Origin of the sequence: Kitasatospora sp. NPDC001261 (assembly GCF_042896795.1) — a bacterium.
In the GTDB taxonomy this organism is placed as follows: Bacteria; Actinomycetota; Actinomycetes; order Streptomycetales; family Streptomycetaceae; genus Kitasatospora.
This window is the reverse complement of record NZ_JBIAXP010000041.1, coordinates 61,502-83,031: the sequence shown is the minus strand read 5'-3', so window position 1 is coordinate 83,031 and position 21,530 is coordinate 61,502. Positions and strand designations below refer to the sequence as shown.

Below are 21,530 nucleotides of genomic sequence, written 5' to 3'. Positions count from 1 at the left end.
CCGGTGCTGGATCGTCGTCCGAGGTCTGTTCCGGCCGTTGTGATCAGGCCGTTCTTCTCGGGCTGAGCACAACGTAGCGAGTGCGTTCCCCGGCGGCAAATGGTTTTCCTGCCCGGCGGGGGCCTCCGCCTCTAGGCTGTGACCAGGAACTCTGCCCGAGGAGGCCGCCATGCCCACTGCTCCCCCGCCGGACTTCGCCGCCGCGCTGGCCGCCGGTCCGCTGGTGCTCGACGGAGGGATGTCGAACCAGTTGGCGGCGGCCGGGCACGACCTCTCGGACGGGCTCTGGTCGGCGCGGCTGCTGGCGGACGACCCGCAGGCGGTGGTGGCGGCGCACCGGGCGTACTTCGCGGCGGGCGCCGACGTCGCGATAACCGCGAGCTACCAGGCGAGCTTCGAGGGCTTCGCGCGCCGCGGGGTCGGCCGGGCGCAGGCCGCCCGGCTGCTGGCGAGCAGCGTGGAGCTGGCCCGGGAGGCGGCGCGCCCGGAGCCGGGCGGGCGGCGGCGCTGGGTGGCGGCCTCGGTGGGCCCGTACGGGGCGGTGCTGGCGGACGGCTCGGAGTACCGGGGCCGGTACGGGCTGGGCGTCGCGGAGCTGGCGGACTTCCACCGGCCGCGGCTGGAGGTGCTGGCGGCGGCCCGGCCGGACGTGCTGGCGCTGGAGACGGTGCCGGACGTGGACGAGGCGCGGGCGCTGCTGGGGCTGGTGCGCGGGCTTGGGGTGCCGGCCTGGCTGTCGTACAGCATCGAGGGCGACCGGACCAGGGCCGGACAGCCGCTGACGGAGGCGTTCGCGCTGGCCGCCGACGTGGACGAGGTGGTCGCGGTGGGCGTCAACTGCTGCACGCCGCAGGACGCGGACCGGGCGGTGGCGGTGGCCGCCGAGGTGACCGGGAAGCCGGTGGTGGTCTACCCGAACAGCGGGGAGAGCTGGGACGCCGGCCGTCGGGGCTGGCGCGGCGAGCCGACCTTCCGCTCGGCCCGGGTGGGCGGCTGGCTCGCGGACGGCGCTCGGCTGGTGGGCGGCTGCTGCCGGGTCGGGACGGACGGGATCGCGGCGCTGGCGGCGGAGGTGACGGTGCTGCGGGCGCAGTGCGCGGAGGCGGTGGGCTGACCTCGCGGGCGGGGTGAGGCCCGGCGCGGGGCGGTGAGGACCGGCGCGGGGGCGCGTGTGCACGCCCCGGCCCGGACCTGGGAGCACGGCAGGTGAACACGGGGTCGAGGGCGGGTTACCCGGGGGGAAGGTGCACGGAGTCAGGGCGGCCTGGCAGACTCGTCCCGTCACCACTGTGGTCGACAATGTCGACCGCCTGTCAGCGCGGAGGTTCCCATGCCCGGCCCGATCCAGTCGCTTTCCCGGGCCGCCGCGATCATGCGCCTGCTGGCCGGCGGCGAGCGCCGGCTCGGCCTGTCCGAGGTCTCGACGGCACTGGACCTGGCCAAGGGCACGGCGCACGGCATCCTGCGCACGCTGCAGCAGGAAGGGTTCGTCGAGCAGGACCCGGAGACCGGCAAGTACCAGCTGGGCGCCGAGCTGCTGCGGCTGGGCCAGAGCTACCTGGACGTGCACGAGCTGCGGGCGCGGGCGCTGGTGTGGGCGGACGACCTGGCCCGGGCGGCCGGGGAGACGGTCTACCTGGGCGTGCTGCACCAGCAGGGCGTGCTGATCGTGCACCACGTGTTCCGGCCGGACGACACCCGGCAAGTGCTGGAGGTGGGCTCCATGCAGCCGCTGCACAGCACCGCCCTGGGCAAGGTGCTGGTGTCCTACGACCCGGTCGCGCGCGGCGAGTTGGGCGACGGCCCGTACGAGTCGTACACCGTGCGCACGCTGACCGAGGCGGCCGACGTGGACGCCGAGTGCGCGCTGGTCCGGGAGCGCGGCTGGGCGGACTCGATCGAGGAGACCTGGGAGGGCGTGGCCTCGATCGGCGCGCTGATCCAGGACCGGCGGCGCAACCCGGTGGGCGCGGTCTGCATCAGCGGGGCGGTCGAGCGGGTCTGCGAGGACGGCTTCGTGAAGCCCTCGCTGGTGGCCTCGGTGCGCAGCGCGGCGCGGGCGATCTCCCGCGACCTGGGCGCCGGGCGGTTCTGAGCACATCCACGGGCGGCTCGCGGAGGGCCGTCGATTCGTCACGCTGAGGCGCGGACGGGCGGAGGCCTGTCCGCGCCTCTGGCGTTTTGTCCTGTTTCGGGGCGCTCCGCTCGGTAACGTCGACGGACCTGTCGGGGTCAGGGTCACAGCTCCGTAACCCTGCCTTGACGCGGGGGCGACCTGGGGAGGAAGCTTCCGCATGACGGTCGACATTGTCGAACGATGGCCGGAGAGATCACTCCCACAGTGCGCTCACCCGCACAACGATCGACCGGCCGCCTGCCCCCACCCACCCTCCGGGCCATATGGACAAGGGAGTCTTTGTGTCCGCGTTCTCCAACGGCGACGTCTTCGTCGGCGAAACCCTCGGCACCGCCGCCCTGATACTTCTCGGCGGTGGCGTCTGCGCCGCCGTGACCCTCAAGAAGTCGAAGGCCGTCAACGCCGGCTGGCTGGCGATCACCTTCGGCTGGGGATTCGCGGTCCTCATCGCCGCCTACATGTCGGCCCCGAAGTCCGGTGCCCACCTCAACCCGGCCGTCACCATCGCCCTCGCGGTCAAGAGCGGCGAGTGGAGCCAGGTGCCGCTCTACCTCGGCTCCCAGCTGCTCGGCGCGATCATCGGCGCCGTCCTGGTCTGGGCCACCTACCTGGGCCAGTTCAACGCGAACAAGGAGCCCACCCTCGGCATCTTCTCGACCGGCCCCGAGATCCGGAACCCGGTCCAGAACGTGATCACCGAGGTCATCGGCACCTTCGTGCTCTGCTTCGCGATCCTGACCATCGGCACCAACAGCGGCCTCTCCCAGTCCGGCACCGGCACCCTGATGGTCGCCTTCACCGTCGTCGGCATCGGCCTCTCGCTGGGCGGCCCGACCGGCTACGCGATCAACCCGGCCCGTGACCTCGGCCCGCGCATCGCGCACGCCCTGCTGCCGATCCCGAACAAGGGCGGCTCCGACTGGTCGTACGCCTGGATCCCGGTCGTCGGCCCGATCCTGGGCGGACTCGCGGCCGGCGGCCTCTACAACGCCATCTTCTAAAGGACGGGTTCGACCCCGCCGCACACGGGGACTGACCGACCGACGCGTCAGGCCCACCCACCCCGTAACCCCCGAACCCGAGCCGAGGACCCTCCCCATGACCTCCACCGGTAACTACATCGCCGCGATCGACCAGGGCACCACCTCCAGCCGCTGCATCATCTTCGGCGCCGACGGCCGGATCGTCGCCGTCGACCAGCAGGAGCACCGGCAGATCTTCCCCCAGCCCGGCTACGTCGAGCACGACGCCGCCGAGATCTGGACCCGGGTGCAGTCGGTCGTCCGCGGCGCGCTGGAGAAGGCCGGCCTGACCAAGGACGACATCCGCGCGATCGGCATCACCAACCAGCGCGAGACCACCGTCCTGTGGGACAAGAACACCGGCGAGCCCGTGCACAACGCGCTGGTGTGGCAGGACACCCGCACCGAGGGCCTCTGCCGCGAGCTGGGCCGCAACGTCGGCCAGGACCGCTTCCGCCGCGAGACCGGCCTCCCGCTGGCCAGCTACTTCGCCGGCCCGAAGATCCGCTGGCTGCTGGACAACGTCGAGGGCCTGCGCGAGCGCGCCGAGGCCGGCGACATCCTGTTCGGCACCATGGACACCTGGGTGATCTGGAACCTCACCGGCGGTGTCGACGGCGGCAAGCACGTCACGGACGTCACCAACGCCAGCCGCACCATGCTGATGAACCTGCACACCCTGCAGTGGGACGACAAGATCGCCGAGTCGATGGGCGTCCCGATGTCCGTCCTGCCGGAGATCCGCTCCTCCGCCGAGGTGTACGGCGAGGCCGTCGGCGACCTGGCCGGCGTCCCGGTCGCCTCCGCGCTCGGCGACCAGCAGGCCGCGCTGTTCGGCCAGACCTGCTTCGACGAGGGCGAGGCCAAGTCCACCTACGGCACCGGCACCTTCCTCCTGCTGAACACCGGCGAGAAGATCGTCAACTCGTACCACGGCCTGCTGACCACCGTCGGCTACCGGATCGGCGACCAGGCCCCGGTGTACGCCCTGGAAGGCTCGATCGCCGTCACCGGCTCGCTCGTCCAGTGGCTGCGCGACCAGCTCGGCATCATCTCGACCGCCGCCGAGATCGAGACCCTCGCCAACACCGTCGAGGACAACGGCGGCGCCTACTTCGTCCCGGCCTTCTCCGGCCTGTTCGCCCCGTACTGGCGCTCCGACGCCCGCGGTGTGATCGCCGGTCTGACCCGGTACGTCACCAAGGGCCACCTGGCCCGGGCCGTCCTGGAGGCCACCGCCTGGCAGACCCGCGAGGTCGTCGACGCCATGCAGAAGGACTCCGGGGTCGAGCTCACCGCCCTCAAGGTCGACGGCGGCATGACCAGCAACAACCTGCTCATGCAGAACATCGCCGACGTCCTGGACGCCCCGGTCGAGCGGCCCTACGTGGCCGAGACCACCGCCCTCGGCGCCGCCTACGCGGCCGGACTCGCCGTCGGCTTCTGGAACGACCTCGACACCCTGCGGGCCAACTGGCACCGCGCCGCCGAGTGGACCCCGCGCATGGACGAGGCCACCCGGGAGCGTGAGTACAAGAAGTGGCTCAAGGCCGTGGAGCGCACCATGGGCTGGGTGGAGGAAGAAGAGAACAACTGACCGACAGCCGGTCGGGGCCCCGTGCCCCGACCGGCCGCCCGCCGTTCCGGCAGCGGGTGTCACCGCGTTTCACCGGCCCGCCGCACCGGGCCGACCGGCCTCTCCCGCAGAGGCCGCACCGCACACGAGAGGAGTAACGGCGCCGCCCGACCCGCGCGCCGTACACAACCACCATGGCAACCATCCCGACCCTGGGCGCCGAGCGCACCGCCGGCCACACCGCCTCCCGCGCCGAGACCCGCGAACTGCTCGGCAAGGCCACCTACGACCTGCTGGTGATCGGGGGCGGCATCCTCGGCACGGCCGTCGCCTGGACCGCGTCCCAGGCCGGCCTGAAGGTCGCCATGGTCGACGCCGGCGACTTCGCCGGTGCCACCTCCAGCGCCTCCTCCAAGCTCGTCCACGGCGGTCTGCGCTACCTGCAGACCGGCGCGGTCAAGCTGGTCGCGGAGAACCACAAGGAGCGCCGCGCGCTCTCCACCGACGTGGCCCCGCACCTGGTCAACCCGCTGACCTTCTTCGTGCCGGTCTACAAGGGCGGCCCGCACGGCGCCGCCAAGCTCGGCGCCGGCGTCTTCCTGTACTCGGCGCTGTCCGCCTTCCGCGACGGCATGGGCCGGGTCTCCACCGCCGCGCACGCCGCCCAGCAGGTGCCCGCGCTGCGCACCGAGGGCCTGCGCTCGGTGGCCGTCTACGGCGACCACCAGATGAACGACTCGCGCGTCGCCGTGATGACCGTGCGCGCCGCCGTCGACGCCGGCGCCGTGGTGCTCAACCACGCCGAGGTCACCGGCCTGCGCTTCACCGGCGGCCGGGTCACCGGCGCCGAGCTGCGCGACCGCCTGGACGGCAGCGAGTTCGGCATCGACGCCCGCCTGGTGCTGAACGCCACCGGCCCGTGGGTGGACCACCTGCGCAAGATGGAGGACGCGGGCGCCGCGCCGTCGATCCGCCTCTCCAAGGGCGCCCACGTGGTCGTCAAGCGCCGGGCGCCGTGGCGCGCCGCGCTGACCATCCCGATCGACAAGTACCGCGTCTCCTTCGCCATCCCGTGGGAGGACCACGTCCTGCTCGGCACCACCGACGAGGAGTACACCGGCGACCCGAAGGACGTCCGGGCCACCGAGGCGGACATCGACCAGATCATGGGCGAGGCCGCGCACGCGATCCGCGACGAGCACCTCGACCGCGACCTGATCACCTACTCCTTCGCCGGCCTGCGGGTGCTCCCGGGCGGCCCGGGCGACACCGCCGCCGCCAAGCGCGAGACGGTCGTCACCGAGGGCCGCGGCGGCATGCTGTCGGTCTCCGGCGGCAAGTGGACCACCTACCGGCACATCGGCCGCACCGTGCTGGAGAAGCTGGCCCACGTGCCCGGCACCAGCCTCGGCGAGGACATGTCCCCGATCGCCCCGACCGTCCCGCTGCCGGGCGTCGGCGCGCCGAACGCGGTGGCGCACCGCCTGCTGATCGACCGCGACCCGGGCTCGCGGATGGAGCCGCTGGTGGCCAAGCACCTGGCCAGCCACTACGGCACCCTGTCCTTCGACATCGCCCGCATGATCGACGAGAACCCGGAGCTCGGCCGGCCGATCCACGAGGACGGTCCGGACGTCTGGGCGCAGGTCGCGTACGCGGCGGACAACGAGTGGGCGTACACCACGGACGACGTGCTGCGCCGCCGCACCACCATGACGGTGCGCGGTCTGGACACGCCGGAGATCCGGGCCGAGGTCGAGGCCTTCCTCGCGAAGCGCGGCACCAAGTAGGCACGGCCGGGCGAAGCGCGGTAGCGCGGGTCCTCCGCGGCGGGCGGGCGTTCGGGGTCTTCCCCGGGCGCCCGCCCGCCGTTTCGCCGTACGGCCGTTCGGCTGTACGGCCGTTTGGCTGTGCGGCCGGGCCGTCAGACCGGGACGCCGGCCTTGACCACCCGCTTCGGGTGGAGGTCGGACCGGGTGAGGACGGTGAGGTCGGCGAGCGGGTCGCCGTCCAGCACCAGCAGGTCCGCGTGGGCGCCCGGGGCGAGGGTGCCGATCTCCCCCGCCATGCCGAGCAGCCGGGCCGCCGTGGTGGTCGCCGAGCGCAGCACGTCCGCGACCGGCTGGACCCGGGCGCGCAGCGTGAACTCCTCCAGCTGGGCCGGGTGCAGCGGGCCGAGCAGGTCACTGCCGTAGACGAGGTCGACGCCCGCGCGGTGGGCGCGTTCCAAGGCCTCCAGGCCCCGGTCTCGGACCTCGGCGAGCTTGCCCAGCGAGGCGGTCGGCAGGCCGGAGGCGGCACCGAGCCTGGCGGTCTCCTCGTAGGCGACCAGGGTGGGCACCAGGAAGGCGTCCTTCTCCAGCAGCAGGGCGATCGTGCCGTCGTCCAGCAGGTTGCCGTGCTCGACGCAGCGCACACCGGCCCGCAGGGCGCGGTCGATCGCGCGCGGGTGGTAGGCGTGCACGGTGACGTAGCGGTTGTGGTTCTCGGCCTCCTCGACGACCGCGCGGATCTCCTCCTCGCTGTACTGGACGGCGCCGATCTCGTCGTGCGGGGAGGCGACGCCGCCGGAGAGCAGCACCTTGAGGTGGTGGGCGCCCTTGCGGAACTCGTCCCGGGCTGCGGTGCGCACCGCGTCCACGCCGTCGGCGATCCGGGCGAAGTTCGGGCGGGACTCGCAGCAGGGCAGCACGTCCTCGCCGAGCGGGCGCAGGTCGCCGTGGCCGCCGGTCTGGGACAGCGCCTTGCCGCCGTGCAGCAGCCGCGGGCCGGGTACCAGGCCCTCGTCCAGGGCCCGGGCCATCCCGTGGTCGGCGCCCCCGACGTCGCGGACGGTGGTGAAGCCGCGGCGCAGCATCCGCTCGGCCTCGGCGAGGGCGCGCACGGTGGCGTAGCCGGCAGTCCAGTTCGCGAAGTCGGGCAGGTCGAGCGAGGTGATCAGCAGGTGGACGTGGGCGTCGATCAGGCCGGGCAGCACGGTGCCGCCGGCCGCGTCGAGGACCCGGACGTCCTCGCCGGCGGCGGGCGGGCGGCCGGTGCCGGTGGCGGCGATCCGGCCGTCGGCGGCCTCCAGCCAGCCGAGGTCGGTGCGGGTGCCGTCCTCGGGGTGGAGCAGGTGGGCGTTGGTGATCAGCAGTCGACTCACGGAGCGGCTCCTCGTTCAGTACGGCTCGTATTGAATACGACTCGTACTGAATACACCATGTATCGTTCTCCCGTGAACCCGCCCCCCGCCGACACCGCCCCCCGACCACCCAGACGCCGCATCCACACCCGGGCCCGGCTGCTGGCCGCGGCGAGCGAGCTGTTCCTCTCCGTCGGCTTCGCCCGGACGAGCATCGAGGACGTCTGCGCCGCCGCCGGCTACACCCGCGGCGCCTTCTACTCGAACTTCGGCAGCAAGGAGGACCTGCTGCTGGCCCTCTTCGACGACCAGGCGGGGCAGCGGCTGGCCGAGCTCGCGGAGCTGGCCGCCGCCTGCGAGTCGCTGGCGCCGCGGGAGCGGGCCCGGCGGTTGGTGGAGGCGCTGCTGCGGGTCGAGCCGGCGGAGACCGGGTGGATCCTGCTGTTCCTGGAGTTCCGGCTGGTCGCGGCCCGGAGCCCGGCGCTGGCCGAGCAGGTCGCCGCGCACGACCGGGCGGTCGCGGCCGCGCTGGCCGGGGTCCTGGAGCGGAACCTGCCGGAGCTGGTGCCCCCGGGCGCGAGCGCCGGGCAGGCCGCGGCGGTGGTCCTGGCGGCGCGCGAGGGGGTGCTGGCCCGGACGGCGGCGGGCGGCGCGGCCGCGGAGGAACTGCTGACGGCGACGGCGGCGGTGCTGTCGGGGCTGCCGGGGCGCTGACCCGACTCCTGGCTGTCCCTGACGACGGCCGGCACGGCCGGGAGGCCGGAAACGCCGAGGGGCGGCACCCGTACGGTCACGGGTGCCGCCCCTCGGCGGTGCTGCTTCGCGCGCTAGATGATCAGGCTGAGCGGCATGATCAGGGCGATGGCGACCACCGAGATCACCGTCTCCATCACCGACCAGGACTTCAGCGTCTGCCCGACGCTCATCCCGAAGTACTCCTTCACCAGCCAGAAGCCGGCGTCGTTGACGTGCGAGAGGAACAGCGAACCGGCGCCGATCGCGAGCACCAGCAGGGCCGCGTGGGTCGAGGACATGTTCGCGGCGAGCGGGGAGACGATGCCGGCCGCGGTGATCGTGGCGACCGTCGCCGAGCCGGTGGCCAGGCGGATCAGCACGGCGATCAGCCAGCCGAGCAGCAGCGCGGAGATGTGCCACTTGCCGGACCACTCGCTGACCGCGTTGCCGACGCCCACGTCGATCAGGGTCTGCTTGAAGCCGCCGCCCGCGCCGACGATGAACACGATGCCGGCGATCGGGCCGAGCGACTTGCCGACGGTGTCGGAGACCCGGGCCTTGTCGAAGCCGGCCGCCTTGCCGAGCGTGACCATGCCGAGCAGGGTCGCGGCGAGCAGCGCGATCAGCGGGGAGCCGATGAAGTCGAACACCCGCTGGCCCAGCGCCTTCGGGTTGTCGATCACCACGTCGGCCAGCGCCTTGCCGAGCATCAGCACGACCGGCAGCAGGATGGTGGCCAGCACCGCGGCGAAGGAGGGGGTGCGGTCGTGCTTGGCCGTCTCCTCGGGGGCGGTGGCCGCCGGGATCTCCAGCGGGCCGACCCAGCGCTCGGCCACCCGGGCGAACAGCGGACCGGCGATGATCAGGGTCGGGACGGCGATCAGCAGGCCGAGCGCCAGGGTGATGCCGAGGTCGGCCTTCAGCGCGTCGACGGCGACCAGCGGGCCCGGGTGCGGGGGCACCAGGCCGTGCAGCACCGACAGGCCGGCCAGGGCCGGGATGCCGACCCGCATCAGCGGCACGTTGCCGCGGCGGGCGACCAGCAGCACGATCGGGATCAGCAGGACGACGCCGACCTCGAAGAACAGCGGCAGGCCGAGCACGGCCGCGATCAGCGCCATCGCCCAGGGCAGCGCTTTGTTGCCGGTGCGGGAGAGCACGGTGTCGGCGATGATGTTGGCGCCGCCGGAGTCGGCGAGCAGCTTGCCGAGCATCGCGCCGAGGCCGATCAGCAGGCCGACGCTGGCGACGGTGGAGCCGAAGCCCGTCGAGAAACTGCTGAGCAGCTTGTCGAAGGGGGCGCCCGCGACGGCGGCCAGCAGACCGGAGCCGAGCGTGAGGGCGAGGAACGGGTGCAGCTTCAGCTTGGTGATCAGTACGACGATCGCACCGATGCTGAGCAGCACCGCGATCAGCAGCTGGGAGTCGCTGCTGGTGTGCGGCAGGGCCGGTGGGGCGGCCGCCAGCAGAGTGGGGGCAATGCTCACGCGAGGTCTCCATTGACGGGCCGCAGCAGCGCCACGGCCATCTCGACGAGTTCTTCGGGGGACGGGCCCACGTCCAGGGCGGCGCCGCACTCGTCCGCACCCAGGGGCTCCAAGGTGGCGTACTGGGAGTCGAGCAGCGACGTCGGCATGAAGTGGCCGGTGCGGTGGGAGAGCCGGTCCTCGACCAGCTCGTGACCACCGCTGAGGTGCAGGAAGAAGGCTCCCGGGGCGTCCGCGCGCAGGATGTCGCGGTAGCGGTGCTTCAGCGCCGAGCAGGTCACCACGCCGCCGGTACCGGCCTCGGCCCGCTCCTTGAGCCAGGCGCCGATGGCGCGCAGCCAGGGCGCGCGGTCCTCGTCGTCCAGCGGGATGCCGTCCGACATCTTGGCGATGTTGGCCGCCGGGTGGAAGTCGTCCGCCTCGGCGAAGGGGAGGGCGAGGCGGTCTGCCAGCAGGCGGGCCAGGGTGGTCTTGCCGACGCCCGAGACGCCCATCACCACGATGGTGAGGGGGGACTGCGGGAAGTCGTGGTTCTCGACGCTGAGAGCCATGGGGTGGTGCTCCTTCGTTGCCTGGCCGCCACTATCGCCTCAAAGATATGACGTATTCAAGTGGCGGAAACCAAATCGTCATACTTTTGCGGTGTGGTCTGGGTCGCAGGACGCCACGACCCGGGCCGCGGGACGACACGACCCGAACCGCGGGGCGGCACGACCACCGCCACAGGGCGACGTGAACGCGCGCGGGGCGGGCGTCTACCCTGGGCGGATGGAGATCCAGGGGCTGCCCGGGCGGCTGCTTGACGAGCTCGGACCGGCGATCGCGTCGGGGGAGGTCCCCGAGGGGGCCGTGCTGCGCGGCGAGGAGCTGGAGCACCGGTTCGGGGTCTCCCGGACGGTGGTCCGGGAGGCGGTGCGGATCCTGGAGGGGATGCGCATGGTGGCGTCCCGGCGACGGGTCGGGATCACCGTGCAGCCGAAGTCGGTCTGGGACGTCTTCGACCCGATGGTGATCCGCTGGCGCCTGGCCGGCTCGGACCGGCCCGCCCAGCTGCGCTCGCTCGGCTCCCTGCGGGTGGCCGTCGAACCGGCCGCGGCCGCGCTCGCCGCCACCCACGCGAGCGACGACGACCGGCGCGAACTCAGTTCACTGGCCGTGGATCTGACGGTCACCGCGCGGGCCGCCGACCTGGCCACCTTCCTCGAACACGACATCGCCTTCCACTCCCTGGTGCTGCGCGCCTCCGGCAACGAGATGTTCGCCCACCTCGGGGACACCGTCGCGGCGGTGCTCACCGGCCGGACCGAGTACCATCTGATGCCCGATCAGCCGGAGTCGTACGCGATCCGGCTGCACCGCGAGGTCGCGGAGGCGATCTGCGCCAAGGACGCCGGCCACGCCGAGCGGGCGATGCGGACGATCGTGAGCGGCGCGCTGGAGGAGCTCAACGCCCAGCTGGACTGAACCGGGGCGCCGGGGGCGCCTGCCAGGCCTGCCGGGACGGCAATGACGGCCCGGATGGCACGGTTTGGCGGCAGTTCGGCGGTTATGGAGGCATAGTCCTGGTTCGGCGGGGCAGAGTGTGCCGAGGGGGCGCGTTTCGTGTGCGCCCGTTCCGTATGCTTCACCGAACACGCGCCACGCGCCTGGGGGTCGCTCGATGTCCGTGCCACGCCGCCGCCGTCGCCGCCTACCCGACGAGGTACGCGCCGCCGCAGTCCGGGCGGTGCTCTGCCTGTCCTTCACCCTGGTCGGCGTCGTGGTGGCGACGCTGGCCTCGTACGCGGACAGTTGGCTGCTGACGCCCGCGCTGCTGGCGATGGGGCTGGGGGTGTTCGGCACCATGTGGTGCCTGGTGGAGATCCTGATCTCCCGCCAGGTCGCGGCCCAGCGGATGCAGTCGCCGGGCTCCGCGCACCCGATGGCGGGCAGCCGGGCACCCTCCGAACCGCTGGCCGCGCGGCCGTTCCCCCGGCCCGGCTCGTCCTCGGTGTACCGGCAGCCGTACGAGTCGCCGCAGCCGCAACCGCAGCCGTACGGGCCGGGGCGGCAGCAGCCCCAGCCGTACGGGTCGGGGCAGCCGCCGTACGGGAACCAGCAGCCGCCCCGACCGCCGTACCAGCAGCCCTACCAACCGCCGCGGCAGCCACCGCAGCAGCCGCCGCGCCAGGCCCGGGTGCAGCCCAACCACCCGTAGCACCAGGCCGATCGGTCAGTCCCGGAGCGGCAGCGCCCGGTAGTGGGTGGTGAGCCGGCGGTCCTCGTCCAGGACGTGGAAGGCCAGCATCGGCGGGTGGTCGAAGGAGATGCCGGGCCCGCCCTCGAAGGGCAGCGTGACGGTGGAGACCACGCCGGGCGCGATCAGCAGCGGCAGGCCGGCGAAGGCGGTGGCCGCGGAGGTGTGCGCGTGGCCGCAGAACAGGGCGGCCACCCGGGGGTGGCGGCGCAGCACCCGCTCCAGCCGCTCCTCGCCGAACTGGCGGATCGGGTCGACGTACGGCAGGTGCAGTTCCACGGGCGGGTGGTGGAAGGCCACCAGGGCGGGCAACTCGGTGCGGCCGGAGGCGAGTTCGGCGTCCAGCCAGTCCAGCGTCGGCTCGTCCAGCAGGCCGTCGTGCTGCCCGGGTATCGAGGAGTCGAGCATCAGCACGTCGGCGCCCGGCAGTCGGTGCACCCGGTTGACCGGCCCCTCCCCCGGCGCCTCGCCGAGCAGCACCTCCCGGTACGGCGACCTGGAGTCGTGGTTGCCCGGACAGGTGAACACCGGGTGCCGGGAGGCCAGGACCTCGGCGACCTGCCGGTACTCCTCCGGCAGGCCCTGGTCGGCGAGGTCGCCGGTGACCAGCACCGCGTCCAGCGGGCCGGGCAGGGCGTCGAGGTACGCCATCACCTGCTCGGCCCGCCGGCGGGCACGCTTGCCGTCGTCCCGGCCGTGGTCCTGGCCGAGGTGGATGTCACTGAGGTGCGCGATCGTCAGCATGGCGATCACGCTAGCCAGTTCACGGCTGGGCGGGAACCTCCGCGGGGCGCTTGAACATCCGGGTGGCGGTGATCTCGCCGTGGATGGTCGGGCCGTCCGGGTCCGGCGCGGCGGGCAGGCCCGGGCGCAGGTGCTCCTCGACCGAGATGTACTTGAGGCCGGCCCGCAGGTCGGCGTCGTTGCGCAGGCGGATCACCAGCGGGAACTCGGCGAGCGCGGTGGTGTCGAACAGGCCGGTGGTGTAGATCAGCTGGACGCCGAGCGCGTCGGCCACGGCCCGCTGGAGCTCCAGCAGGTAGGTGGCGTTGGCGCGGCCGATCGGGTTGTCCAGGAACAGCGTGCCGGCGTGCCGCAGTTGGGACTGGCCGCGGTCGTTGGCGCGCAGCGCGGCCATCGTGCAGTACAGCGCGATGGCGGCGGTGAGCAGCTGGCCGCCGGAGAAGACGTCGGACATCTGGCCGACGCTGACCCGCTCGGCGCGCAGCACCGCGTCGGGCTTGAGGATCTCGACGCTGACGCCCTTGGGGCCGATCGCGGCGGCGACCCCGCGCAGCAGCAGGGACATGCCGTCGCGGCGCAGGTCGCTGTTCTTCCTGACGGCGGCGCGGGTGGCCTCGTCGATGACCTCGCCCAGGCGCTCGACCAGGGTGGCGTGGTCCGGGTCCTCGAAGCGGATCCGGAGGAACTCCTGGCCGGACCACTCCCCCAGGCCCTCGGGCAGCCGGGAGAGCCGCTGGGCGGCGCGCAGGGTGGTGAGCGAGGACTCGACCAGGCCGCGCAGCCGGTCCACGATCGAGCCGCGGTTCTTCTCCAGCTGGGCGAGCTCGTCGGTGAGCACCCGCAGCCGGGGCGCGAAGGCGGTGGCCCAGGCGGCGGCGTGCTCGGGCAGCGCGGAGGCGGGCAGTTCGCGGATCTGCTGGCGGGCGGGGGTGCGGACGGCCTCGTAGCGGGCCGCGTTGGCGTGCCGGACCAGGGCGTCGGCGGTGTCGCGGACGGCGAGTTCGGAGGAGGACAGTTCGCCGGCGGCGGTGCGCAGGGCGCGGCGGGCCTCGGTGGCGCCGGTGCGGGCCTCGGTCAGCGAGCCCAGGTACGGCTCGACCGGGTCGTCCGGGTCCTCCTGGTGGTCGCGCAGGCCGTCGCGGAGCTGGCCGGCCAGCTCGTCGAAGTCGGCGGCGGAGGCCTGGGCGGTGTCGAAGGTCCGCTGGAGGTCGGCGTGGGCGGTGCGGGCGGCGTCCAGGGCCTCGCGGCGCTCGGCCAGGCGGCTGGTGGCGGTGCGCAGCAGGGCCTGGGCGTGCTCCGGATCGGTGGGGACGAGGTCCTCGGGCAGTTCGGTGTGCGCCTCGCCGTCGGCGGGGGCGGAGCGCTCGGCCTCGCCGCGCAGCCGGCCGAGCTGCTCGCTGGCGGTGGCGGACCGGGCCTCGATGGTGGCGACCAGTTCCTCGGCGCGGGCGGCGGCGGCCTGGCGGGCCGGGCCGTCGGCGCCGTCGGGGCTGCCGAGGAGTTCCTCGGCGCGGATGCGCACCTTGTTGGTGAGGCGGTCGAGTTCGGTCGCGGCGGCGGCCTCGTCGCCCTCGGCGCGGGCCTGTTCGGCGCGCAGGTCGGCGCCGACGCCGACCTTCTCGTACAGCTGGGAGGCGGCGCGGTAGGCCTCGCGCAGGGCGGGCAGCGCGGCGGGGGCGGCCTCGGCGGGTTCGTCGGCCTGCTCGGCGGCGGGGATCTCGGCGCGTTCGGCGCGCAGCGCGCGGGCCGTCCGGCGGGCGTCGTCGGCGGCGCGCTGGGCTGCGCGGCGGTCCTCGTCGCAGGTGCGGGCGCGTTCGGCGCAGAGCGCCTGGCGGCGGTCGCACTCGGCGGCGTCCTCGGCGAGTTCGCGCTGGCGGCGGGCCCAGTTGGCGCGCTCGCGCAGCCGGAAGGCGAGGCCGGAGAGGGCGTCGGCGCGGCGGCGGGCGCGCTGGGCGGCCTCGCGGTGCTCCTCGTGGGCGGAGGCGGCCGCGGTGTGGTCGGTCTCGGCCTCGTCGTGGTCGGCGCGCAGGGTGGCCAGGGCGGCGGCGGCCTGCTCGGCGTGCTCGCGGGCGGCCTCGGCGGCGGCGGCGAGTTCGGCGAGGGTGCCGGGCGGGCAGCTGGCGTGCCAGGAGGCGAGGCGGGCGGCGAGGGCGCGGTCGGCGCCGAGGCGGCCGGCCAGTTCGCGGATGTGCTCCTCGCGGGCGCTCGCCCGGGCGCGCAGTTCGCGGCGCTCGCCGTCGGCGGCGGACTCGTCGTGCATGGCCGGGTTCGGCGGCACGAGGAAGAAGGCGGGCTCGTCGGTGATCGGGGCGATCAGCGAGGCGGCGGCGCCGACGGCGACGGTGGAGCGCGGCAGCAGGGCGGCGGCCTGCAGGGCCTCGCGGGCGCGCTCCAGCGAGGAGGGGTCGGTGACGACGACGCCGTCGACCAGTTCGGGGCGGGCGGCGAGGATCGCCTCGTGGTCGGCCGGGTCGACGGACTGGGCGAGGTAGCGCCAGCCGGGCAGGGCCGGGATGCCGTGCTCGGCGAGGTACTCGACGGTGGCGAGCACGTCCGGGCCGGGCGGCAGCAGGCCGCCGTCGCCGAGGGCGGCGAGGATGCGGGAGTCGTCGGCGGCCGCCGTGCGGAGGTCGAACAGGGTGCGTTCGGCGGTGGCGATGGACTCGTCGAGGAGTTCGCGCAGGTACTCGGCGTTGCGGTCGAGCAGGGCGGGGGTGAGGAAGCCGGCGTCCTCCTCGGCGCCCTCCTGGTACGGGGTCAGGGAGAGCAGGTCGGCGAGGCGCTGTTCGGTGGCGAGCAGGGCGGCGGTGCGCTGCTCGGCGGCGAGGGACCGGGCGGCGTCCTTGCGCGCGTCGCCGGCCCGCTCGGCGGCGAGTTCGGCGCGCGAGGTGGCGGCGGCGGACTCGCGCAGCCGGGCGGCGGCGGACTCGGCGGCGGTACGGGCCTGGGCGAGCGCGGCGGAGGCGGCCTTCTCGACGTCGGCGGCGTACAGGGCGGCGCGGGCCGGGTCCACGTCGCCGTCGGCGTCGATGAAGCCGGCCGCGACGGCGGCCTCGGTCTCCTGCTCGACCTCGGCGAGGCGCTGGCGCAGGTGGTCGGCCTCGCTGCGGGCCTTCTGGGCGGCGGTGGCGGCCTCGGTGGCGTCGGTCTGGGCCTTGCCACCGTCCTGCTGGAGTTCGCCGGCGCGCTCCTCCTCGGTGTCGGCGCGGGACTCGGCGGCCGCGGCGGCGGCCTCCAGGGCGCGGGCCAGGGCGGTCGCGGCGCGGGCGCGGGCGGCGAGCGCGGGGGCGGCGTCCAGCTCGGCCTCGCGGATGGCGGCGGCGACCCGGGCGACCCGGTCGGCGGCGGCGCGCTGGCGCAGCACCGCCTCGGCGGCCTGCCAGGCGGAGTGCAGGGTGCGGGCGTCGATGAGTTCGCGGCGCAGCGCGGCGGCCTCGGCGGTGGCCGCGGTGAGGCTCAGGGTGGCGTGCCGGTGGGTGAGTTCGTCGGTGATCAGGCTGTGCCGGGTGCGGTCGGCCTCGGCGGCGGTGACGGCGCTCGCGGCGGCGGCGACCTCGATGGCGAGGTCTTGGGCGCGGTCGCGTTCGGCGGTGGCGCGGGAGGCGAGGGCGTGGGCGAGGCGGCGGGTGCGGCGCTCGGCGGTGCGGTGGGCCTCGCGGACGGTCTCGCGGGCGGTGGTGGCCTCGGCGATGCGCTCCAGGAGGTCCAGCGAGCCGGCGGTGAAGTCGCGTTCGGCGGTGAGTTCGGCGCGGCGGCCGAGCTTGGCGGCGAAGCCGTGCACGAGGTCGGCGAGGCCGTCGGTGTCCCGGGTGTCGGTGACGGCGCGCAGCAGGAGGTCGGTGAAGTCGCTGTCGTGCTTGACCGCGAAGAGGCCGGCCGCCTCGCCCTCGTCGGCGTTCATCTCGCGCTGGTAGCGGAAGAGTTCGGGGTCGAGGCCGAGCTCTCCGAGGTGCTCGGTCCAGCGGTCGTGGCCGTCCTCGAAGACCAGGTCGAGGTGCGGGTGGGCCTTGCCGGCCTCGGTGAGGGCGTCGCGGAAGCCCTTCATGGTGCGGCGGCGGCCGCGGGCCTTCTGGTCGCCGGCCAGGCTGACCCGTTCGGCGACCGGCAGCGAGTCGAGGGTCAGGCCGGGGCCGGGGCGGAAGGAGTACCAGGTCTCGGCGAACTTGCGCGGGTCGGAGGAGACCTGGCGGCCGCGCCACTCGCTGACCTTGCCGACCACGATCGGCTCGCCGGTGACGGTGTGCTGCCACTCCAGGGCGACGTGGCCGCAGTCGTCGGCGAGCAGGAACTTGCGCAGCACGCCGGAGCTGGCGCCGCCGAGGGTGTTGCGGTGGCCGGGGAGCATGACCGAGAAGATCAGCTTGAGCAGGACGGACTTGCCGCCGCCGTTCTCCAGGAAGAGCACGCCGGCCGGGGCGGGGCGGCGGACCGGGCCGTCGGGTTCCTCGCCGAACAGGCCGATCTGCTGCGGGGCCGGGTCGGCGACCGGCTCGCCGACGCCGCGCAGGTCGAGCACCGTGTCGGCGTAGCGGGCGCCGGCCGGTCCGATCGAGTAGAGGCGGACCCGGTTGAGCTCGTACATGTGCGGCTGTTCTCCGTGGCTTGCGTGGCGTGAGGGATGGGCGGCGGGCCGGATCGGGGCGGGTGGGCCGGGGCCGGCGCGGTGGGCCCGGAGCGGGTGGGCTCCGGGCGCCGGGGCTCAGAGGGAGTGGAACGGCAGCCCCGCGTCGGCGACCAGTTCGTCGCCGGTGTCCGGCGGCAGCAGGCTGGCGGTGCCGTCGGAGACCGGGACGATGCCGAGGTCGAGCAGTTCGGCCATGGCCGCGCTGCCCGCCAGGTCGCGCACCTGGAGCTGGTAGCGGGCGGTGGTGCGGTAGGTGCCGCCGGAGTCGTCCGAGACCTTCTGGAGGAAGCCGGAGTCGACCAGGAACAGCACGGCCTTGGCGACGATGCCGATGGTGGAGCCGGAGAGCCGGCGGGCGTCCTTGGTGGCGCCGGTGGCGGTGCGCCGGGCCCAGACCCGCCAGGCGGCCTCCAGGCCGGGGGCGTCGGAGGCCGGGTCGGTGTTGGCGCCGTCCGCGTCGGCCTGCTCCTCCAGGCGGCGGCAGGCCTGGCGGACGAAGGAGTCGACGCCGTTGACGGTGATCCGGCCGAGGTAGCCGTCGTCGGCGAGGTCCTCGGGGCGCGGGAAGGCCATCGCGGCGACGGCCAGGTGGGCGAGGCCGTGCAGGAAGCGGTCGGTGGACTCGGAGGCGGCGCGGCGCGAGTAGTCGCCCATCCGGACGGCGAACAGCGAGTCCTCGGCGGCGGCCACGGCCATGCCGGCCCGCGGGGAGACCTCCAGGACGACCAGGCCCATGCCGGTCGCGATGGCGTCGGCGAGCCGGGCGAACGGCGGGTCCTCGCGGTGGCGGCGCACCAGGTCGGCGTACTCGGCGTCGCGGGCGGGCAGCAGCTTGGCCTGGAGGCCGAAGGAGACCAGTCGGGCGGCGTCCGCGACGTCGGCCGGCGTGATCGGCGCGGGGGCCGCGGGTTCGGTCTCGGCCGCCCAGGACGTGTCGTGGTGGGTCGTCACGGGCGGTGCTCCTCGGGGGTGGCGCGGTGGTTACGGTTCGTCATGGTTGGTCCCGGCGGGGTTGGTCCCGGCAACGTGTGCTCCCGGCCGGTCAGCCGGCGTCCTTGCGGTCGGCGGCCATGCCGACCGCGTCGAGCAGGGCGCTGCCGACGATCAGGTCGGCGCCGCCGAACTCCCGGTCGCGCAGCGGGGTGCCGTCGTCCACGGCGAACAGCAGCCGCTCCTCGCCCTGGCGGTAGGCGGTGCCGACCGGCGGGCTGGCCGCGTGCACGGCGAGCAGGGCGACCAGGTACGGCAGGTCCGGGTCCTGCTTGCGGGCGTCGGCGAGCAGGCCGGAGAGCCGGCGGGGGGCGTCCGGGGGCAGGTCGAGCAGGAGCATCGCGGACTCCAGCTGGGCCTCGGAGAACCGGCTGTCGTCCGGGGTGGCGACGAGGTCCGGGTCGGGCAGCTCGGCGCCGAGGTGCTCGCGCTCGACCGGCGGGGTGAGCAGCAGGTCGACCAGGTCGGCGACCCGCACCGAGACCGGGGTGCGCAGACCGGCGCCGCGGGCGAAGAACGCGCCGGTGGGGCGGACGGCCTGCTCTATCGGCAGCCGCAGCACGGGGGCGAGCAGCTGCCCGTAGAGGTCGATGCCGCTGCGGGCGCCGGGGGCGGCGAAGGCCTGGCGGTCCTGCTCGGCGCGGAACAGCGGGCCGGCCTCCAGCAGGCGGGTCTGGAGCTGGGTGTGGCGGCGGATGCAGTCCTTGACGATGTCGACCAGCTCGGCGGCGCGGCGCTTGTGCTCCGGGTCCTCGGCCTCGTCGCGGGCCTTGCGGATGTTGGTGAGAATCGCGTTCTCGTGCCGGTAGCGGTCCGCGATGTGGTCCAGCGCCTCCTCGATGAGATCGGGGATGGCGCGCATCCAGTCCACCGCCCGGACGTTGCGGCGGGTGGCGTCCAGGGCGCGGCGCAGCGTCTCGGCGTACTGGACGGTGCGGTAGCGGGCCTGCTCGGCGGCGAGCTGGGCGTCGGCCAGGCGGCCGCGGCGGATCAGCACCTCCAGCTTGACCTCGGCGGCGATCTGGGCCGAGGTGACGTCGGTGTCGAGCGCGCCGACCAGGACGTTGACCGCCTCGTCGGTGGTGCGCAGGTAGACGCCGCCGTCGGGGCCGGGGACCTCCTCGATCAGCTTGAAGTCGTAGTCGCGGCGGACGTACTCGCCGTCCGCGCCGAAGGTGCCGTAGACGGCGCGGAAGCCGCGGTCCACGCTGCCGACGTTGATCAGCGACTCCAGCACCCAGCGGGCGACCCGCTCGTGCTCGACGGCGGGACGGCCGACGGCCTGGGCGGCGACCCGGGGCAGCAGCCGGGCGAGCACTATCTCGCGGTCGGCCCCGGTGTCGAAGTCCATGTGCAGGGTGACCAGGTCGATCGCGGCGAGGCCGACCTCGGCCATCGCGTAGCCGCCGTACTCGCCGGCCAGGTTGACCTTGCGGTTGTCCAGGTCGTGCAGCGGGGCGGTGCAGGCCAGCGCCTTGAGCCGGCGGGCCAGGCCCTCGTCGGCGGCGGGGCCGGGCGCGGGGCGCGCGGCGGCCGGGCCGGCCGGGGGTCGGAGGCCGGGCTCGATGGGCGGGTCTGCGATGGCGGTCACGGTGGACAAGATTAGAGGTTCGCACCGAGTTCGACCGAAACGGACCTTGCGGGCGGGCGGAGCGGCAGGTGGGCGGCGGTTCGGGTGACGGATTCGGAACGTGGTTTCGACGGGATTCCGCCATTCCCGAACCGGTATTCGAGAAAACCGTGAGGGTCGCGCACCGGTTCGGTGATGATCGACCCATGATCACCCGACTGGCCAAAGCGGGCCTCGCCGCCGCGCTGTCCGTGACCACCCTCACCACCGGCGCCGTCCTCGCCACCGGTGCCACCGCCGAGGCCGCGACCCCGGCGGTCCCGACCTCCGCCCAGCACGTGACCGTCTCGCAGAGCGGGAACTACCCCGGCGGGTTCTTCACCACCGGAAACATGTCGGTGTCCTGGACCGTCGCCGGCACCACGGACCTGACCGGGCCGACCCACATCACCCTCGACCTGCCGCCCGGCGTCACCACCGACGGTGCGATGTTCTTCCCCGCACCGGCGGACTACACCTTCACCACCGCCCTCTCCCCCGACCACCGCCACCTGGAGGCCGTGTTCACCGGCACCCGGCCGGTCGGGAGCTACAACTTCATGAAGCTCAACCTGGCCACCACGCCCGGCGTGCCGATCGTCGGCGCGATCACCGCGACGGTCGCCAACCCGAACGACACCGACCCGACCGGGCACGTCTCCGGCTACGACCTCGGCAGCAAGAGCTACCTGCCGGCGACCGTCCAGGCCGCCCCCGCCGTCACCGGCCTCGACACGGCCACCGGCCCGGGCACCGGCGGCACCGCGGTGACCGTCAGCGGCAGCAACCTGGCCAACGGCATGGTGCTGGTCGGCGGCGTCCCGGCCCCCGGCCGCTGCACCGACACCGCCTGCGCGGTGACCACCCCGGGCGGTACGGGCAGCGCCCCGGTCAGCGTGGTGACGCCCGGCGGCACGACCGCGGCTCCGGTCACCTTCGACTACACCGGCGCCCCGCCGCCGGCCCCGGCCGCGCCGGTGCTCAGCAGCGTCTCTCCCACCTCCGGCCCGGCCGCCGGCGGTACCCGGGTGTACCTGTTCGGCAGCAACCTGACGTACGGGTCGGTGGCCTTCGGCGGGGTGCCGGCCACCCACGTCTCCTGCGGCCCGGCCGCCTGCACCGCCACGGCCCCGGCGGGCGCCCAGCCCGGGCCGGTGGACGTCACGGTCACCACGGCGGGCGGGACCAGCGCGCCGGTGACGTACACCTACACGGCGTAGCGGCCGTACGCGGCGCGCTGGCCGCC

16 protein-coding genes are annotated in these 21,530 nt (G+C 74.3%); 9 read left to right on the top strand and 7 right to left on the bottom strand.

Annotation, left to right across the window (positions count from 1 at the left end; genetic code table 11):
* The first annotated feature begins 169 nt into the window (after positions 1–169).
* The 5 genes from mmuM to ACFY4B_RS39045 all read left to right on the top strand — a co-directional run bounded on the left by mmuM (position 170) and on the right by ACFY4B_RS39045 (position 6,525).
* A complete protein-coding gene (mmuM, locus tag ACFY4B_RS39065) occupies positions 170–1,114 on the top strand; it encodes a homocysteine S-methyltransferase (protein ID WP_387976018.1) in 945 nt (314 codons plus the stop codon).
* A gap of 216 nt (positions 1,115–1,330) precedes the next feature.
* A complete protein-coding gene (locus ACFY4B_RS39060) occupies positions 1,331–2,095 on the top strand; it encodes an IclR family transcriptional regulator (RefSeq protein WP_049657378.1) in 765 nt (254 codons plus the stop codon).
* Between the two features lie 323 nt (positions 2,096–2,418).
* A complete protein-coding gene (locus ACFY4B_RS39055) occupies positions 2,419–3,138 on the top strand; it encodes an MIP/aquaporin family protein (protein ID WP_234348595.1) in 720 nt (239 codons plus the stop codon).
* Between the two features lie 97 nt (positions 3,139–3,235).
* Positions 3,236–4,756: a glycerol kinase GlpK gene (gene glpK, locus ACFY4B_RS39050; protein WP_049657375.1), complete on the top strand. Its 1,521-nt coding sequence runs from the start codon at positions 3,236–3,238 to the stop codon at positions 4,754–4,756.
* A 173-nt stretch (positions 4,757–4,929) separates the two neighbouring features.
* Complete coding sequence (locus ACFY4B_RS39045; RefSeq protein ID WP_049657374.1) at positions 4,930–6,525, top strand: glycerol-3-phosphate dehydrogenase/oxidase; 1,596 nt, start codon at positions 4,930–4,932, stop codon at positions 6,523–6,525.
* A 134-nt stretch (positions 6,526–6,659) separates the two neighbouring features.
* On the opposite strand, the gene ACFY4B_RS39040 is transcribed toward ACFY4B_RS39045, so the two are convergent.
* A complete protein-coding gene (locus tag ACFY4B_RS39040; protein WP_387976014.1) occupies positions 6,660–7,880 on the bottom strand; it encodes an amidohydrolase family protein in 1,221 nt (406 codons plus the stop codon).
* A gap of 72 nt (positions 7,881–7,952) precedes the next feature.
* Here ACFY4B_RS39040 and ACFY4B_RS39035 point away from each other — a divergent pair, with 72 nt between their 5' ends.
* Positions 7,953–8,573, top strand: coding sequence for a TetR/AcrR family transcriptional regulator (locus ACFY4B_RS39035; RefSeq protein WP_387830676.1), 621 nt, complete (start codon positions 7,953–7,955; stop codon positions 8,571–8,573).
* Positions 8,574–8,686: 113 nt separating this feature from the next.
* Here the strand turns inward: ACFY4B_RS39035 and ACFY4B_RS39030 are convergent, their stop codons facing one another.
* Positions 8,687–10,075: a gluconate:H+ symporter gene (locus ACFY4B_RS39030; RefSeq protein WP_049658545.1), complete on the bottom strand. Its 1,389-nt coding sequence runs from the start codon at positions 10,073–10,075 to the stop codon at positions 8,687–8,689.
* 2 nt (positions 10,076–10,077) lie between these two features.
* Positions 10,078–10,632: a gluconokinase gene (locus ACFY4B_RS39025; protein ID WP_387976011.1), complete on the bottom strand. Its 555-nt coding sequence runs from the start codon at positions 10,630–10,632 to the stop codon at positions 10,078–10,080.
* A gap of 217 nt (positions 10,633–10,849) precedes the next feature.
* On the opposite strand from ACFY4B_RS39025, the gene ACFY4B_RS39020 reads away from it, so the two are divergent.
* Positions 10,850–11,545, top strand: a complete 696-nt coding sequence (locus tag ACFY4B_RS39020; RefSeq protein WP_049658539.1) for a FadR/GntR family transcriptional regulator — start codon at positions 10,850–10,852, stop codon at positions 11,543–11,545.
* A 196-nt stretch (positions 11,546–11,741) separates the two neighbouring features.
* The gene (locus tag ACFY4B_RS39015; RefSeq protein WP_143204763.1) at positions 11,742–12,278 is read left to right on the top strand and encodes a hypothetical protein; all 537 of its coding nucleotides are present in this window, start codon (positions 11,742–11,744) and stop codon (positions 12,276–12,278) included.
* Positions 12,279–12,293: 15 nt separating this feature from the next.
* Here the strand turns inward: ACFY4B_RS39015 and ACFY4B_RS39010 are convergent, their stop codons facing one another.
* The 4 genes from ACFY4B_RS39010 to ACFY4B_RS38995 all read right to left on the bottom strand — a co-directional run bounded on the left by ACFY4B_RS39010 (position 12,294) and on the right by ACFY4B_RS38995 (position 20,266).
* Positions 12,294–13,061: a metallophosphoesterase gene (locus ACFY4B_RS39010; protein WP_387976008.1), complete on the bottom strand. Its 768-nt coding sequence runs from the start codon at positions 13,059–13,061 to the stop codon at positions 12,294–12,296.
* Positions 13,062–13,080: 19 nt separating this feature from the next.
* On the bottom strand, positions 13,081–17,643 hold the full coding sequence (locus ACFY4B_RS39005; RefSeq protein ID WP_387976005.1) for a hypothetical protein: 4,563 nt from the start codon (positions 17,641–17,643) through the stop codon (positions 13,081–13,083).
* Positions 17,644–17,760: 117 nt separating this feature from the next.
* Positions 17,761–18,636 (bottom strand): hypothetical protein, encoded by an 876-nt coding sequence (locus ACFY4B_RS39000; protein ID WP_049658421.1) that lies wholly within the window; start codon positions 18,634–18,636, stop codon positions 17,761–17,763.
* A gap of 91 nt (positions 18,637–18,727) precedes the next feature.
* Positions 18,728–20,266 carry a hypothetical protein gene (locus ACFY4B_RS38995; protein WP_369808353.1) on the bottom strand — a complete coding sequence of 513 codons (1,539 nt, stop codon included), beginning with the start codon at positions 20,264–20,266 and terminating at the stop codon, positions 18,728–18,730.
* A gap of 185 nt (positions 20,267–20,451) precedes the next feature.
* Here ACFY4B_RS38995 and ACFY4B_RS38990 point away from each other — a divergent pair, with 185 nt between their 5' ends.
* A complete protein-coding gene (locus ACFY4B_RS38990; RefSeq protein WP_387976002.1) occupies positions 20,452–21,504 on the top strand; it encodes an IPT/TIG domain-containing protein in 1,053 nt (350 codons plus the stop codon).
* Positions 21,505–21,530: the final 26 nt, after the last annotated feature.